Raw genomic sequence first — 14788 nt, 5'->3', positions numbered from 1 at the left:
GTCCGCGTCACCGGAATCCGGTGATCCTGCGCCGCTCAGGACCGGACGTTGGACAGCAGCCGCAGGTCACGTCCGCGCTGTACCGCCGAGGACCGGTCCCCGGCGCCGAGCTTGGCGTAGATCCGCCGTATGTGGGTGTTGACGGTGTTGAGCGAGACCGACAGTTCGGCGGCGATCTCGGGCCGGGTGAGGTTCGTCGGCAGGTAGCGCAGGACGCGCAGTTCGCTCGGGCTGAGCCCCTCGGCCGGCCCGGAAGCCGACCGGTCGGGCCCGGCCGGGACGTCGCCGCGCACGGCGTCGAGGATGTCGGAGACCAGCGCGGCGTGCGAGGTCTTCTGCGGCAGGGCCCCCAGCAGCTCCCAGGCGCCGGTCATCGCGAACGGCAAGATCATCCGGTCCGGCTCGGCGAGGTTCAGTGCCTGTTCGACGGCTTCGCCCGCCGCGTGGTCGTCGCCCAGGTCGCGGCAGGCGAGCGCGTCCAGGAGCCGGGCCTCGGTCGGAGTGAGGAGGGAGTTGACGGGGGCGGTGCCGTCGAGGACCGGTCGCAGCTCGCGGCGGGCGCCGGCGGGGTCCTGCTCGGCGAGGCGGAGCACCGCGGCCGCGTTGCGGATCTCCCCGGCGGCGGCCTGCCGGTCGTCGAGGACGGCGAGGTCGGTCCGCGCCTGGTCGACCATCCCGAGGCGGGCCCGGGTGGCTATCGTCCAGGCGGTCACCCGGGACGACAGCCCGTGCCGGCCCACCATGTGTGCCTGCACCTGCTCGGCGGCGGTCAACTCGGCCAGCGCCTGCCGGTGTCGGCCGCGCGCCGCCCAGAGCATCGCGGAGACCAGACGGACCAGCAGCCGGACGCCGGGTTCGCCCGCGGACCGGGTGACCGCGCGTGCGCGCTCCAGCCACTGTTCGCCGTGGTCGAACTCGCCTGTGCAGATCAGCGTCCCGGCGAAGGAGGCCTGGGCGGGCGCGATCACCGGCTCGTTCTCCCAGCCGTACCGGGCGGCCAGCGCCAGGGCCTGCTCACAGCGTTTCCGGACCAGGGCGAAGGAGTGGTGGCTGGAGGCGTATCCCAGGTGGGCGAGGCAGGCGACCTCCAGGTAGGGGCGGCCGATGTCGCGGGCGAGTGCGGCGCCCTCCAGGAGGTGCCGCTCGCTGTCGGCGAGCCGCAGCGACCAGGCCTCGGTGACGCCCAGATTCAGCAGTGCGAGGGCTCGTAGGTCACCGGCGAGCGCTATCTCGGTGTTGGACTGGCCGGCGGCCGGGGAGGGCAGTGCGTGAGCCTGCTCGAACACGGCGTCGAAGTGGCCGCGCAGCCGGGCCAGTAACAGCTCCAGGGACGCGATCGCCGTCTGCAGCCGGGGCCGGCGGTCGGGCGACGTCGTGGCGGCGTACGACCTGGCGATCTCGAGGTGCGCCCGGGTCTCCTCCAGGCGGTGCTGGTGCAGGTCGGCGTTGGCGTACACGAGGGCCAGCTCCGGGCATTCCTCCTGGGTGCGGGGCGGGAAGGCGCGCAGCAGCGTCACCACGGTGCCGGCCTGCCCGTCGAGCGTGAGGCTGACGGTGTGATCGGTGAGCAGGCGGGCGGCCTCGGCCCAGTCGCCGGCGGCTTGCAGGTGCCGGACGGCATCGACGGCCTGGGCGTGTCCGGCGAGCCAGCCCGCGGCCAGCCGGTGCAGTTCCGGGATGGCTTCCGGGAAGGTGCGGCGCAGTTCCAGCCGGAGCAGGTCGGCGAACATGCGGTGGTAGCGGAACCAGGTGCGGCCGGGGTCCAGTGACACGACGAACGCGTTGGCGTCCTCGAGATCCAGCAGGATGCGTTCCGACCCGGTCCCGCCGGTGAGCAGATCGGCCAGTTCACCGTTGACCCGGTCCGGCAGGGAGGTGCGCAGCAGCAGACGTTGCACGTCGGCCGGCTGCCGCTCCAGCATCTCGGCCACCAGGTACTCGGCGACCGTACGGTGGCTGCCGGAGAACTCGGCGACGAACCGTTCGGGATCCGGGTGCCCGGCCAGGGAGAGCGCAGCGAGCCGCAGCCCGGCCGCCCAGCCCTCGGTACGCCGGTGCAGCAGACCGGCCACATGGTCGGGCAGCGCGACCCCGGACGTGGTGAGGAGTTCACGGGTCTCGTCCAGGGTGAAGCGCAGCCGCGCGGCGCGGATCTCGGCCAGTTCTCCGGTCAGCCGCAGCTTGTGCAGGCGCAGCAGCGGGTCGTGACGGGTCGCCACGATCGCGTGGACACCGTCGGGCAGACTCGTCAGCAGGGTGGTGAGCTGCTCGGCGGCCTCCGCGGAGGCGAGTTCGTGCAGATCGTCGACGACGAGGAAGAAGGCTCCGCCGGATGCCGTGATCTCGGACAGAACCTTGTCCATCAGGGCGCCGCCGTTGAAGCCGGGGGTCACGGGCGGCGGCTCCGCGGCGCCCTGGGTGCCGGCCGCGGCACGCACCGCGTCCAGCAGAGCGAGCCAGAACAGCTGCGCGTCCTGCTGGCCCGGCCGTACGGACATGAACGCGATACGGCGGTTCCGCCCCGGCCGGTCGGCCCATGCGCGCAGCAGTGAGGTCTTGCCGCTGCCGGCGGGCGCGGAGATCATCGTGACCTGCTTCTCGGCCGCGCGGTCCAGGGCGGCGAGCAGGTCGCGGCGGTCGACGAGACCGGGGCGGCCGCGGCCCGGTGCACGGCCCGAGCCCGCTGCGGCCGACAGGCCGGGCATCCCGCCTTGTCCTTCAGGCACGCGGTCAGCGTAGCCGACGCGCATCACCGCACCCCGGCGCCGACTTGTCGCCTTTCCCACGGTGACGGCGGGCCGCGAACCGGCCGGGAACCGGGTGTACGCCCTCTGCGGCGACGTGTGCGAGCCCGCCGCCCGAGCCCTGGCGGTGCGGTTGCGTCCGGGATCACGCTCTTCCGGTGACCGGCCTACGGAGAGCGGCGCCGCGGGCGGGCCTCGGCGCCGTCGGCGGACGGCGCCGAAACCCGCTCCGGTGTGAGGGTCAGGGGTGGACCTGCGAGCCCACGCCGAGGTCGAGGCGGAGTGATTCGAGGATGATGAAGGTCGTACTGGCCGTGTAGACGTCGGCGGCGGCGAGGACGCCGGTGTACTTCCTGATGACCGGCTCGGCGGCATAGGCGACCTGGGCGGCCTGGTACTCCTTGACCGCGGCCCAGGCGTTGTCCCCGTACTTGGGGAAGTACGGGGTGGGGTCCACCGCCGCGAGCGCCTTCTTGACGTTGTCGATGATGTCGTCCACGTACTGCTGGTACACGACCATGTCCTGGCGGGTGCCCAGCCTGCCGATGTGGCCGCCGATGAAGTGCTTCCACGGGTAGCTCATGGCCTTGGCGGGGGCGGCGATGGAGCCGGGGACGTCCTCGTTGAGGTTGAAGCTGTCGAAGGGGACCCAGCCGGGCAGGAGGACGTCGACGAGCATGAGGGTGTTGTGGTGGGGCAGGTGGATGTAGACGTTGTCGGAGGTGTGGTTGGTGCCGTGCCAGGCCAGCTCGATGCGCTCCCCGCCGACGTGCAGCGTGTGGCGCTTGTCGAAGGTGACGTCGGGAACCGGCCGGGCCGGGTCGTTGTAGCCGGCCAGGAACTTCTTGGTCTCGGCGTGGCCGATCCGTACCACGTGCCGGCCGAACAGCGACGAGGCGCCGAGGTGGTCGGCGTGGTGGTGGGAGTAGACGAGGTGGGTCACTCGGTTGGAGACGCCGTTGGCGGAGGCGATCTCGTCGATGGCCCGCTGGAGGTTGTGCCCGATGGAGGGGGGTGCGTCGAACAGCACGACACCCTCACGGGTCGTCAGGAACGCCGCCTGGTAGGTGCCGTCGGTGACCCAGTACAGGTTCTTCTCGATCCGGCCGACGTAGTAGCCCTGCGCGTTGACGGCGGGACCGAGCGCGGACGGCGGGATCGGCGCGTAGTCGGGCAGCGTGGCGGCCGATGCCGGGCCGGCGAGTGCGCCGTCGGCCAGTGCCGCGACGGTGGGTACGGTGGCCAGCGCCGCGCTGCGGGCGAGGAACGAGCGGCGGTCCGTCGATGACATGGTGCTTCCCTTCGGGCAGTGGTGACGTACACGGGGTGGACGGCGTACCGGGTCCGGCAGGTCCGGACGGGGTCCGCCGTGCAAGTGGGGCCGAGCCGTGGGTGATCGGATCAGGCGCCGCAGGCAGGCACGATCGCGCCGCTGGTGCGCACCGCGAGGTCGCCGACGAGAAAGGCGATGACGTGCGCGATCGCCTCCGGCCGGACAGCGCGGGCCGACGCCTCCGGGGGGGAACACCGCGCCCGGTCCCCGGCCGTGTCCAGGAGCTGCGGCGCCACCGCCTGGCTCGGCCACGGCGCGATGCCGAGGTTGACGTCCAGCATGAGCCGCAGGTCCCCGGGTGGCGTGGCGACCACCTCTCCCGGGCGGCCGAACGTTGCCGAAGTCGCGGGCTGTTCACGTGCCTCGGCGTAGCCATGACGGTCTCCTTCCGGCTTCGGTCGGACAGTGGGGCCGCACCGCACATGCCGTGCCGCGCGCCCAGGTTCGCCGTGGCACAGGTGAGAGGTCCTCACCGGATTCCGGTGATCTCCTGAGCCAGGTCTGGTGAGTGGCCGTCAGCGCCTCAGCTCCCGCTCCCGCCCGGATCCGCCCTCAACCCACCACGTCCCACGCGTACTCGGCGGCCGCCCCGCCGCACACCGCCACGCGACAGGACCGACCCTCCGTCGATGCGCGGTACCCCCGGACTCCCGCACCTGCCTCGCCGTTCGGCCCGGTCTCCACGTGCCCAGACCGTCTTGACGCCGTAAGAACTGCCGATCTACGGTGAGCGCGAGCCACGAGTTCCGGTGTCAAGCCCTGGCTGGCCGGACGGCAACCCTCGACGCAGTGGGGTGCCCCAGGTGACGGCTCGGCGGAACTCTTCTTTCTGCAAGTGCGCTCACATCGGCCCCGAGGCGGCCCGGAACCCAGGAGGACGGCATGGCGAGAGCCGTGATGCTGTGCTCCCGGCTCCATGTCGACCTGCTGCTGGTGTCCAGCTGTCTGTGTCAGGGCTGATCCCGCCCTCCGCCGGCCGGCAGTGCTGCCGTCCGCCGGTGTAGCCCCTCTCGCGCTTTCTCTCACATGACCTCGCACGCCATGGCACACCCCTGTGCCATGGCCGTCTGACGCACCCCTGATGCGGAAGTAGAGACTCCTGATGGCACTTCACAGCGGCGCCACGCCGAACAGACCCCTGCGCTCCGGCCTCGGCGCGCTCTGCCTCGGCACCGCGTTCCTGGTCGCCCTGACCGGCTGCACCAGCAGCAAGGACGGCAGCACCGCGAGTTCCGGCTCGGCGATCACCGTCGGTACCACCGACCAGGTCACCAGCCTCGACCCGGCGGGCTCGTGGGACGCGGGCTCCGGCACGATCGAGAGCGAGGTCTACGCGACCCTGCTCAGTCAGAAGAACGGCTCCGCGGACGTCTCCCCGGACCTCGCCACCGGGATCAGGCTGACCGGACCCAAGGAGTACACGGTCACGCTCAAGAAGGGCCTGAAGTTCGCCAACGGCCACGAACTCACCTCCTCGGACGTCAGGTTCAGCTTCGACCGGGACCTGAAGATCGCCGACGAGAACGGCCCGTCGTCACTGCTGTACAACCTCGCCTCGGTCGCCGCCCCGGACCCGGCCACGGTCGTCTTCACCCTCAAGTCGGCCGACGACACGCTGTTCCCGCAGGTGCTGTCCACGGCCGCCGGCTACGTCGTGGACGAGCAGGTGTTCCCCGCGGACAGGATCCTCGACGACATGTCGATCGTCACGGCCAAGCCGTGGAACGGGCCGTACGGCATCAGGAGCTACGACAAGAACTCGCTGGTGTCCTTCACCGCCAACGCGGAGTACAAGGGCCGACTGGGCACGCCCAGGACCAAGGACGTCCAGCTGAAGTACTACACGGACGCCGGCAATCTGAAGCTCGACGTCCAGCAGGGCACCATCGACGCCGTCTACCGCACGCTCACCACCGCCGACCTGGACGACCTCGGCAAGGAGAAGGGCGTCAAGGTCCACACCGGCTCCGGCAACGGCATCCGCTACATCGTCTTCGACCTCGCCACCCAGCCCTACGGCACCAGGACGAAGAACGCCGACGCGAAGAAGGCCCTTGCCGTCCGGCAGGCGGTCGCGGACTCCGTCGACCGGTCCCAACTCGCCCAGCAGGTCTACAAGAACACCTACCAGCCGCTCTACAGCTCCGTCCCGGACGGCCTGACCGGCGCCAGCCCCGCCTTCAAGTCGCTCTACGGCGACCAGCGGGGCGGTCCCGACAAGGCCGCGGCGGCGGCCCGGCTGAAGGCGGCGAAGATCACCACCCCGGTGACGCTCAACCTCCAGTACAACAGCGACCACTACGGCTCGTCGTCGGCCGACGAGTACGCGCTGATCAAGACCCAGCTGGAGGCCACCGGCCTGTTCAAGGTGAACCTGCAGTCCACCGAGTGGACCCAGTACGGCAAGGACCGCGTCAAGCACCTCTACCCGCTCTACCAGCTTGGCTGGTACGCCGACTACCTCGACGCCGACAACTACCTCTCGCCCTTCTACTCGGCCAACAGCTGGGTCGCCAACGGCTACGAAGATCCCGCCGTACGCGCGCTGATCAAGAAGGAGGAGACCGAGACGGACGCCGCGAAACGGACCGAGCTGCTGAAGCAGGCGCAGGACAGGGCCGCCGCGCAGGTGCCGCTGCTGCCGCTGCTGCAGGGCTCCACCGCCATCGTCACCCGCAGCGACATCAGCGGTGTCCCGGCCGAACTGGACGCGACGTACCAGTTCCGCTGGGCGGGACTCTCGAAGAAGTGAGTACTCCGACGCAGGAGACCCCCGGCGCCGTCGCCACTCCGGCCGACGGCGCCGCCGGGTACGGGTTCGCCCGCTACCTGGCGGTCCGCTTCCTCCTCATCATCCCCACCGTGCTGATCCTGGTCAGTCTGGTCTTCTTCCTGATGCGGCTGACCGGCGACCCGATCAGCGCCGCCTTCGGCGACCGCCTCACCCCGGACCAGCTCCAGGCCAAGCTCCACCAGGCGGGCTACGACCGGCCGTTGCTCACCCAGTACCTGGACTACCTGCGCTCACTGGCCACCGGCGACTTCGGCCGTACGGTCACCGACAACCAGCCGGTGACGCACGTCCTCGGCACGTACGGGGCCGCGACCGTCGAACTCGCCTGCTACGCACTCCTGGTGGCCCTGGTCATCGGCGTCCCGCTGGGCATGGTGGCGGCCTCCTACCGCGACCGGGCACCCGACGCCGTCCTGCGCCTGTTCGCAATCCTGACCTACGCCACGCCCGTGTTCTTCGTGGGCCTGCTGCTGAAGCTGGTCTTCGCGATCCGGCTCGGCTGGCTGCCCGCGTCGGGCCGGGCGAGCACCGGCGTCCAGCTCTTCCTCCAGGACCAGACGAGCACGACGGGCGTGTACCTGATCGACGCCCTGCGCAGCGGCGACGGCACGGCCATCGCGGACGTGCTCCGGCACGCCGTGCTGCCCGGGCTGGCGCTCGGCCTGCTCGTGGCCGGCGTGCTGCTCCGGCTGGTGCGCACGAACCTGATCGGCACGCTCTCCGCCGAGTACGTCGAGGCCGCCCGCTCCCGGGGCGTGGCCCCGCTGCGGCTGGTCACCCGGCATGCCATCCGGCCCGCGCTGATCCCCGTCGTCACCGTCCTGGGACTCCAGGTCGCCGGGCTGCTCGGCGGGGCCGTGCTGACCGAGACGACCTTCGAGTGGAAGGGCCTCGGCTACGAGCTCGCCCACTACCTGACGGTCCGTGACTTCCCGGCGGTGCAGGGCATCGTGGCCCTGTTCGCCGTCGTGGTGGCGGTGACGAACTTCCTCGTCGACGTCGTGGCCGCGCTGATCGACCCGCGAGTGAGGTACTGAGTCATGTCGCTGGTTCTGGTACGACGGCTGCCGCTGCGGCTGCGCACGGGCGCGGGAGTGCAGCGGGCCATGCTGCTCACCGGCCTGGTCCTGACGGTCCTGTTCCTGCTCACCGCCTTGCTGGGACCGCTGCTCGCCCCGCACGGCTACGCCGAACTCCGTGACGGAGGCGGCCTGTTCGGCTCCCAGCAGCATCCGAGCGGCACCCATCCGCTGGGCACGACCATCGCCGGGTACGACGTCCTGTCCCGGACGGTCTGGGGCGCGCGGACCGCGCTGCTGATCATCGTCGCCGCGCTGCTGCTCTCGGTGGTGCCGGGCACCGTGCTCGGACTGGTCTCCGGCTATCTCGGGGGCAGGCTGGACCGGTTGCTGGTGGGGCTGGCGGACGCGCTGTACGCGTTTCCGCCGCTGCTGCTCGCCATCCTCATGTCGATCGTGATCAGCGGCGGCCGGTCGAGCCTGGTCGGCGGTCTCGGCGCGGCCGCCTGCTCGGTCGCGGTGTCCTTCGTACCGCAGTACTTCCGGGTCGTACGGGCCGAGGTGATCCGGGTGAAGGCCGAGCCGTTCGTCGACGCGGCCCGGGTGATCGGCACCGGGCCGTGGCGCATCATGACGCGGCACGTGCTGCGCAACTCGGTGCGCACCCTCCCGCTGATCTTCACGATCAACGCGTCGGAGGCCATCCTCACCCTCGCCGGCCTGGGTTTCCTGGGCTTCGGCATCGAGCCCAACTCCGCCGCCGAGTGGGGGTACGACCTCAACCGCGCGGTCGCCGACGTCACTTCGGGCATCTGGTGGACGGCGGTCCCGCCCGGCCTGGGCATCGTGCTCACGGTTCTGGGCACGACCCTGCTCGGCGAGGGCCTCACCGACCTCGCCGACCCGCGGCTGCGGCGCCGGACAGGTGACCGCGCCCTTGCCACGGACGGAGGCGGGGACGATGACTGACCTGCTGCGCATCGAGGACCTGCACGTCGGCTTCACCACCGACGCCGGCGCGGCGCCCGCCGTCCGCGGGGTCAGCATCTCCGTCGCCCCGGGCGAGGTGCTGGCCCTGGTCGGCGAGAGCGGCAGCGGCAAGACCGTCACCGCCCGGTCGGTCCTCGGCCTGCTGCCCGGCACCGCGACGGTCCGCGGCCGGGTCCTGCTCGGTGACGGCACCTCGGAGCCCGGGGAGGACGTGCTCACCGCGTCCCCGGCCCGGCTGCGCACCCTGCGCGGCACGCATGCCGCGATGGTCTTCCAGGAGCCGTCCACCGCGCTGAACCCCGTCTTCACCATCGGCTGGCAGCTCGCCGAGGGCCTGCGCGCCCACGGACGCGGCGGCAGCAGGGCCGAGCGGCGGGCGCTCGCCGTGGAGTGGCTCGACAAGGTCGGCATCCCCGATCCGGCCGTCCGCGTCGGCCACTACCCGCACCAGCTCTCCGGCGGTCAGAAGCAGCGCGCCGTCATCGCCATGGCCCTCGCCCTGGGCACCCGGCTCATCGTCGCCGACGAACCGACCACAGCCCTGGACGTCACGGTCCAGGCGGAGATCCTGGAACTGCTCCACCGCTGCCGCACCGACTTCGGTACCGCCGTCCTGCTCATCACCCACAACATGGGCGTCGTCGCCGACCTCGCCGACCGGGTGGCGGTCATGCGGGCCGGGAAGGTGGTGGAACAGGCGCCGGTACGCGCGCTGTTCGCAGCGCCCGCCCACCCGTACACCCGGGAACTCCTCGCCGCCGTACCGGACTTCGGTGCCGGCGGACATGCCGGGCCGGCGCCGGCGGGCGGCGGGGTCCAGCCGGTCGTGCGGGCCTCCGGGCTGGTCGTCGACTACCCGGGGCGGCTGGGACGCAAGGGCTTCCGGGCGGTGGACGGGGTGAGCTTCGAGATCCGGCCGGGTGAGGTGCTCGGGCTGGTCGGCGAGAGCGGCAGCGGCAAGACCACCATCGGGCGGGCCATCGCGGGGCTGACCGCGGTGACCGGCGGGCAACTGGAGCTGTTCGGGGAGCCGTTGACACGGACGTCCCGGAAGCCGAGGACGGCCGGGCGGATCGGCTACGTCTTCCAGGACCCGGCCACCAGCTTCAACCCCCTGCTGACGATCGCCGAGAGCATCGCGGAACCGCTCGTCGTGCACCGGCGGGAGCTGGGCGCGAAGGAGATCCGGTCGCGGGCCGAGTCGCTGCTCGCTGCGGTGCACCTGCCGCGCGCCTACGCGGACCGGTACCCGCACGAGCTGAGCGGAGGGCAGCGCCAGCGCGCCGGCCTCGCCCGGGCGCTGGCGCTGCGGCCGGGGCTGCTGGTCGCGGACGAGCCGACCTCGGCGCTGGACGTGTCCGTGCAGGCCAAGGTGCTGGACCTGTTCGGCGAGCTCCAGCGGGACCTGGGCTTCGCGGCGTTGTTCGTCAGCCACGACCTGGCGGTGGTCGAACAGGTCGCCGACCGGGTGGTGGTACTGCACCGGGGGCGGATCGCCGAGGAGGGAACCACCGGCCAGGTGCTCGGCAGCCCGCAGGACGACTACACCCGCCGGCTCGTCGCCGCCCTGCCCGTGCCCGACCCGGTACGGCAGGCCAGACGTCAGCAACGCCCCGTGGAGGAAGGAGTGGCCGGCTCATGACCGAGTCCACGCAGCGTGCGACCCTCACCGTCTCTCCCGCCCCGAGGTGACCGTCGCCCAGGTCGCCGACCACGTGGAGCACGCGCGGGCGGTGGCCGAGGTGGACCACATCGGTCTCGGCGGCGGCTACGACGGTGTGGACCGCGTCGCATGTTCTTGACACCCGCGGGGGCGGGCGACGTACGGTGAACCGATCGGTTTCTGACGGGCGGAGGCCCTTGATGCACGTATCCGGCGCGGCACCGCAGGGTGTCTGCTCCGGCGTGCGGCTGATCGTCCGCCGGCATGTCGACTACTGCCGTACCTGCTCCGCCGTCTGTCTCTCCGGACACCGCGTCTGACGCCTGCGGCCCTGCCGCCGAGCCAGTCCCACGGGCCCGTCCCAGAGGTCCCGTATGCCGTGGCCGCGCCCGGTCCCGCCCGTCGTCGCACCCCGCGCCTCTCGTCCTCGCCACGCCCCGCTCGCACGCCGTGGCTCGGTCCGGCTCCCGTCCACCGGCGGCGCCCGGCTCGCTCGTCGTGCCCGCGCGGCCGCTGCATTCCCGTGCTTCCCGGAAGGAACGTCCATTGTCCGGCCCCGCCCTGCACCTCGCCGTCGAGATCGACGGTGACGGCGCCCACCCCGCGGCCTGGCGCCGCGCCGCCCACTCACCCGACCAACTGCTCACCCCGCGCCGGGTGGCCGGGCTCGCCGCCGTGGCCGAGAACGCCGGGTTCACCCTGATCACCCTGGACGACGGGGTGCTGCCGCCCGGTGCCGCGCCGGATCCCGTCGGCCGTATCGGGGCGGTGGAGCGGGCGGCGTTCGTCGCCGCGTCCACGAGCACGATCGGGATCGCGCCCGTCGTCCCGGTCACGTATGCCGAACCCTTCCATGTCTCCAGCCAGTTGGCGTCCCTGGACCACATCTCCGCCGGCCGCGCCGGGTGGGTGGTGACGGAGGAGGACCACCCCGAGGCGGCCCGGGTGTGGGGGCGCCCCCTGGTCGCCGACGCGGCCGGGCGGGCCCGGGAGTCCCGGGACGGGGTGGAGGTGGCCCGCGCCCTGTGGGACTCGTGGGAGGACGACGCGGTCATCCGGTCCGTGGCCACGAGCCGCTACCTCGACCGCGAACGGCTGCACTACATCGACTTCACCGGGGAGACCTACGCCGTCAAGGGCCCGGCGATCGTGCCGCGCCCCCCGCAGGGGCAGCTCGTCGTCCTGGGCCGCCCGGACCGGGTACCCGCCGCGCGGCTCGACGTGGCCCTGGTCGAGGGCCGCGACCCGGCGTCGGTCGCCGCGGCCGCCGCGGGTGCCGGTACGCCCCGTGTCTTCGCCGAGGTCGAGGTGGCGCTGGACACGCCGGACGCGACCGGCGCCGAGCGCGTCGCCGACCTGGAACGCCATGCCCCGTGGGACGACCGCGGACGGCTGCGGCACGTCGGCTCGGCGGACGGACTGGTCGCTGTTCTCGACGAGTTGAGCCGTCACGTCCACGGAGTACGGCTGCATCCCCTCGTACTGGACGAGGATCTGCCCGTCCTCTCCCGCCACGTCCTGCCGGCCCTGTCCGCACGGCGCCTCGTCGCCCGCCCGCTGCCGGGCACGTCCCTGCGCTCGACCCTGGGTCTGGAGCGCCCCGCCAACCGTTTCGCGGCCGCGGCCGTCCAGGAGGAGACCCGATGACCCGCACCGACCCCCTCGACGTCCCCCGGCCGCACGCCCAGTTGCATTTCGGCGTGTTCTTCCAGGGAGTCAACCACTGGACCGTCTGGTCCGCCCCCGACAGCGGTTCGCAGATCGACCCCGCCTCCTTCCGGCGGGTCGCCCAGACCGCCGAACGAGGCCTGTTCGACGCGTTCTTCCTCGGTGAGGGGCTCCGGCTGCGCGAGGTGGACGGCCGGATCCACGATCTCGACGTGGCCGGCCGGCCGGACGCCGTCACCCAGCTCGCGGCGCTGGCGGCGGTCACCCGCAGGATCGGCCTGGTCTCCACCTCCAACTCCACCTACAACGAGCCCGCCGACCTCGTCCGCCGCCTCTCCGGCCTCGATCTCCTCTCCGAAGGCCGCGCCGGCTGGAACGTGGTGACCACGGACAACGCCTGGACCGGCGCCAACTTCCGCCGCGGCGGCTACCTCGACCACGCCGACCGCTACCGGCGCGCCGAGGAGTTCCTCACCGTGGCCCGCGCCCTGTGGGACGGCTGGGACGACCAGGCGGTCGCCACGTCCGTGGCCGCGCCCGCCTGGTCGGTGCCCGGGGCGGTACGCCAAGTGCGCCACCGGGGGCCGCAGTTCGACGTCGATCTCGCTCCCACGCTGCCGCGCAGCGCCCAGGGCCACCCGGTGATCTTCCAGGCCGGCGACTCCGGTGAGGGGCGCGACTTCGCCGCCCGCAACGCCGACGTCATCTTCTCCGCGCACGGCAACGACTTCGACGACGCGCTGGCCTTCGCCGAGGACATCCGGCACCGGCTGCGGGCGGTCGGGCGGCCCGACGACGACCTGCGGATCCTGCCCGGCACCGAGATCATCATCGGCGCCACCGAGGAGGAGGCCGAGGAGAAGAAGCGCTGGATCCGGCTCCAGCAGGTCACGCCCGCCACGGCGCTGGGGATCGCCGGTCTGCTGTGGGGCGTCGACCTGTCCGACCGTGACGCCGACGGGCCGCTGCCCGCCGAGGACCCGGTCGTCGCCGAGAACGACGGTTCCTTCGGGGCGCGGCGCATCGCCGATCCGCGCACGGTGGTGGCCGAATGGCGGGCGAAGGCGGAGGCGCACGGCTGGTCGCTGCGCGAGACCGTCATCGCGCTCGGTCCGCAGCGTGGGCACGTCGGCACGCCGTCCGGCCTGGCCGACAAGTTCGCCCGGTTCGTGCGGCACGGCGCGGTCGACGGCTTCAACGTCACGCCGTACCTCATCCCCGACGGCCTCGACGACATCGTCGACCTGCTCGTCCCCGAACTGCAGGAACGCGGGGTCTACCGCACCGAGTACACCGGCAGCACACTGCGCGAACACCTCGGCCTGCGGGCACCGCTCACCCACCGCTCCGCACCCGAGCGACGGCAGGCCGGCTGAAGTCGTCGCCCCCGTCGCACCGGACCGGCACCGGGCCCGCGCTCGCCGGTGCGGCGGGGGAACGCACCGCCCGGCTCAGCCCGCTCCGTGCCCCGTGAGCGCGAGCACGGTCTTCCCGTGGGTCCGCCCGGCCTCGTGACGGCGGTGGACCTCGACGACGTCCGACGACGGGACGACGGTCGGCGGGGTGTAGGGCAGTGCTCCGGAGGCGAGCGCGGACAACGCCCTGGACAGGTGATCGCCGATGGTGGCGGGGGAACGGCGGGCGACGTCACCGATGTTGTATCCGGCGACGGTCCTGTTGTTCTTCCACAGATCCCAGACGTCCGCCGTCCAGTCGGCGTCACGTCCGAGGTCCCCGTAGGTGACCACCCGGCCGAAGGGGGCCAGTACCCGCAGGCCGGCGTGGCGCACCGGACCGCCGACGGGGTCCAGCACCAGGTCCACCCCGCGCCCGGCGGTGGCCTCCCGGACCGCGTCCTCGAAGTCCTCCCGGACGAACAGTTCGTCGTAGCCCAGATCGGCGGCCAGCCGGGTCTTCGACGCGGAGCCGACCGTGCCGTAGACCCGGGCGGCACCGCGTACCCGCGCGATCCGTGCCGCGGCCGAACCGACTCCGCCGGCCGCCGCGTGGATCAGGACCGTCTCGCCCTCGTGCAGGCGCCCCGCGTCCGTCAGCACCCCGTAGGCCGTCGGGTAGACGCACGGCACCCCGGCCGCGTGCGCGAGCGGGAGCCTGCCGACCGGCCGGACGAAGTCCGTGTCGACCACGGCGAACTCCGCGTATCCGCCGAAGGCCGGAAGGTAGGCCGCGACCTGTTCGCCGACGGCCGGTCCCGTCGCCCCGTCGCCGAGCGCGGCCACCGTGCCGGAGACTTCCAGCCCGGGCACATCGTAGCCACCGGGGCCGTCGGGCTCGCCGAACTCGCCCCGTCGGTGCTGCACCTCGGCGAAGTTCACGCCGGCGTACGCGACCTCGATCAGCACCTGGCCCGGGCCCGGCCGCGGGGTCGGCACCTGGATCTCCTCCAGGACCTCGGGTCCGCCGTTCGACTTGAATCCGTATGCGCGCACGTGGCGTCCTTCTCTGCTCGGTCGATACGCGGGCCCGAGGCCGTCCCGCGGAGCGCCGTCGGCCCACCACCCCGACTTGCCGTCCCCGCAGGCGTCCTGACGACCTGAAACCCTTCCACGGCAACAT

The 14788-nt window shown here is 72.4% G+C and carries 11 protein-coding genes and 1 riboswitch; of the genes, 7 read left to right on the top strand and 4 right to left on the bottom strand.

What is annotated here, in order from left to right; translation table 11 throughout:
- Positions 1-35: 35 nt before the first annotated feature.
- The 3 genes from ACZ5K7_RS27410 to ACZ5K7_RS27400 form a co-directional block, all read right to left on the bottom strand.
- Positions 36-2726, bottom strand: a complete 2691-nt coding sequence (locus ACZ5K7_RS27410; RefSeq protein WP_468917171.1) for a winged helix-turn-helix domain-containing protein — start codon at positions 2724-2726, stop codon at positions 36-38.
- A gap of 259 nt (positions 2727-2985) precedes the next feature.
- Positions 2986-4035: an MBL fold metallo-hydrolase gene (locus ACZ5K7_RS27405; RefSeq protein ID WP_468917168.1), complete on the bottom strand. Its 1050-nt coding sequence runs from the start codon at positions 4033-4035 to the stop codon at positions 2986-2988.
- Between the two features lie 110 nt (positions 4036-4145).
- The gene (locus tag ACZ5K7_RS27400) at positions 4146-4391 is read right to left on the bottom strand and encodes a hypothetical protein (RefSeq protein WP_468917166.1); all 246 of its coding nucleotides are present in this window, start codon (positions 4389-4391) and stop codon (positions 4146-4148) included.
- 421 nt (positions 4392-4812) lie between these two features.
- Positions 4813-4921, top strand: a riboswitch (SAM riboswitch).
- A 258-nt stretch (positions 4922-5179) separates the two neighbouring features.
- On the opposite strand from ACZ5K7_RS27400, the gene ACZ5K7_RS27395 reads away from it, so the two are divergent.
- The 7 genes from ACZ5K7_RS27395 (at position 5180) to ACZ5K7_RS27365 (ending at position 13587) form a co-directional block, all read left to right on the top strand.
- On the top strand, positions 5180-6829 hold the full coding sequence (locus tag ACZ5K7_RS27395; RefSeq protein WP_468917163.1) for an ABC transporter substrate-binding protein: 1650 nt from the start codon (positions 5180-5182) through the stop codon (positions 6827-6829).
- Positions 6826-7908: an ABC transporter permease gene (locus ACZ5K7_RS27390; RefSeq protein WP_468917161.1), complete on the top strand. Its 1083-nt coding sequence runs from the start codon at positions 6826-6828 to the stop codon at positions 7906-7908. The genes ACZ5K7_RS27395 and ACZ5K7_RS27390 overlap by 4 nt, the downstream gene beginning before the upstream one ends.
- Before the next feature lie 3 nt (positions 7909-7911).
- Positions 7912-8859 (top strand): ABC transporter permease, encoded by a 948-nt coding sequence (locus tag ACZ5K7_RS27385; RefSeq protein WP_468917158.1) that lies wholly within the window; start codon positions 7912-7914, stop codon positions 8857-8859.
- Positions 8852-10522, top strand: coding sequence for a dipeptide ABC transporter ATP-binding protein (locus ACZ5K7_RS27380; protein WP_468917156.1), 1671 nt, complete (start codon positions 8852-8854; stop codon positions 10520-10522). Before ACZ5K7_RS27385 ends, ACZ5K7_RS27380 begins: the two co-directional genes overlap by 8 nt.
- 46 nt (positions 10523-10568) lie before the next feature.
- The gene (locus ACZ5K7_RS27375) at positions 10569-10682 is read left to right on the top strand and encodes a membrane dipeptidase (RefSeq protein ID WP_468917153.1); all 114 of its coding nucleotides are present in this window, start codon (positions 10569-10571) and stop codon (positions 10680-10682) included.
- 407 nt (positions 10683-11089) lie between these two features.
- Positions 11090-12190, top strand: coding sequence for an LLM class flavin-dependent oxidoreductase (locus ACZ5K7_RS27370; RefSeq protein ID WP_468917151.1), 1101 nt, complete (start codon positions 11090-11092; stop codon positions 12188-12190).
- Positions 12187-13587 carry an NtaA/DmoA family FMN-dependent monooxygenase gene (locus tag ACZ5K7_RS27365; protein WP_468917148.1) on the top strand — a complete coding sequence of 467 codons (1401 nt, stop codon included), beginning with the start codon at positions 12187-12189 and terminating at the stop codon, positions 13585-13587. Before ACZ5K7_RS27370 ends, ACZ5K7_RS27365 begins: the two co-directional genes overlap by 4 nt.
- 75 nt (positions 13588-13662) lie before the next feature.
- On the opposite strand, the gene ACZ5K7_RS27360 is transcribed toward ACZ5K7_RS27365, so the two are convergent.
- Positions 13663-14661, bottom strand: coding sequence for a quinone oxidoreductase family protein (locus tag ACZ5K7_RS27360; protein WP_468917145.1), 999 nt, complete (start codon positions 14659-14661; stop codon positions 13663-13665).
- Positions 14662-14788: the final 127 nt, after the last annotated feature.

It is taken from the genome of Streptomyces sp. NPDC031497, assembly GCF_055580905.1.
Note: the sequence above shows the minus strand (reverse complement) of the source record. Positions and strands in the feature narration are given on the sequence as shown.

Bases quoted from the DNA above. Each gene is read 5' to 3' on its own strand.
- ACZ5K7_RS27380 (WP_468917156.1), top strand. From the start codon at position 8,852: ATGACTGACCTGCTGCGCATCGAGGACCTGCACGTCGGCTTCACCACC.
- ACZ5K7_RS27385 (WP_468917158.1), top strand. From the start codon at position 7,912: ATGTCGCTGGTTCTGGTACGACGGCTGCCGCTGCGGCTGCGCACGGGC.
- ACZ5K7_RS27365 (WP_468917148.1), top strand. From the start codon at position 12,187: ATGACCCGCACCGACCCCCTCGACGTCCCCCGGCCGCACGCCCAGTTG.
- ACZ5K7_RS27395 (WP_468917163.1), top strand. From the start codon at position 5,180: ATGGCACTTCACAGCGGCGCCACGCCGAACAGACCCCTGCGCTCCGGC.
- ACZ5K7_RS27405 (WP_468917168.1), bottom strand. From the start codon at position 4,035: ATGTCATCGACGGACCGCCGCTCGTTCCTCGCCCGCAGCGCGGCGCTG.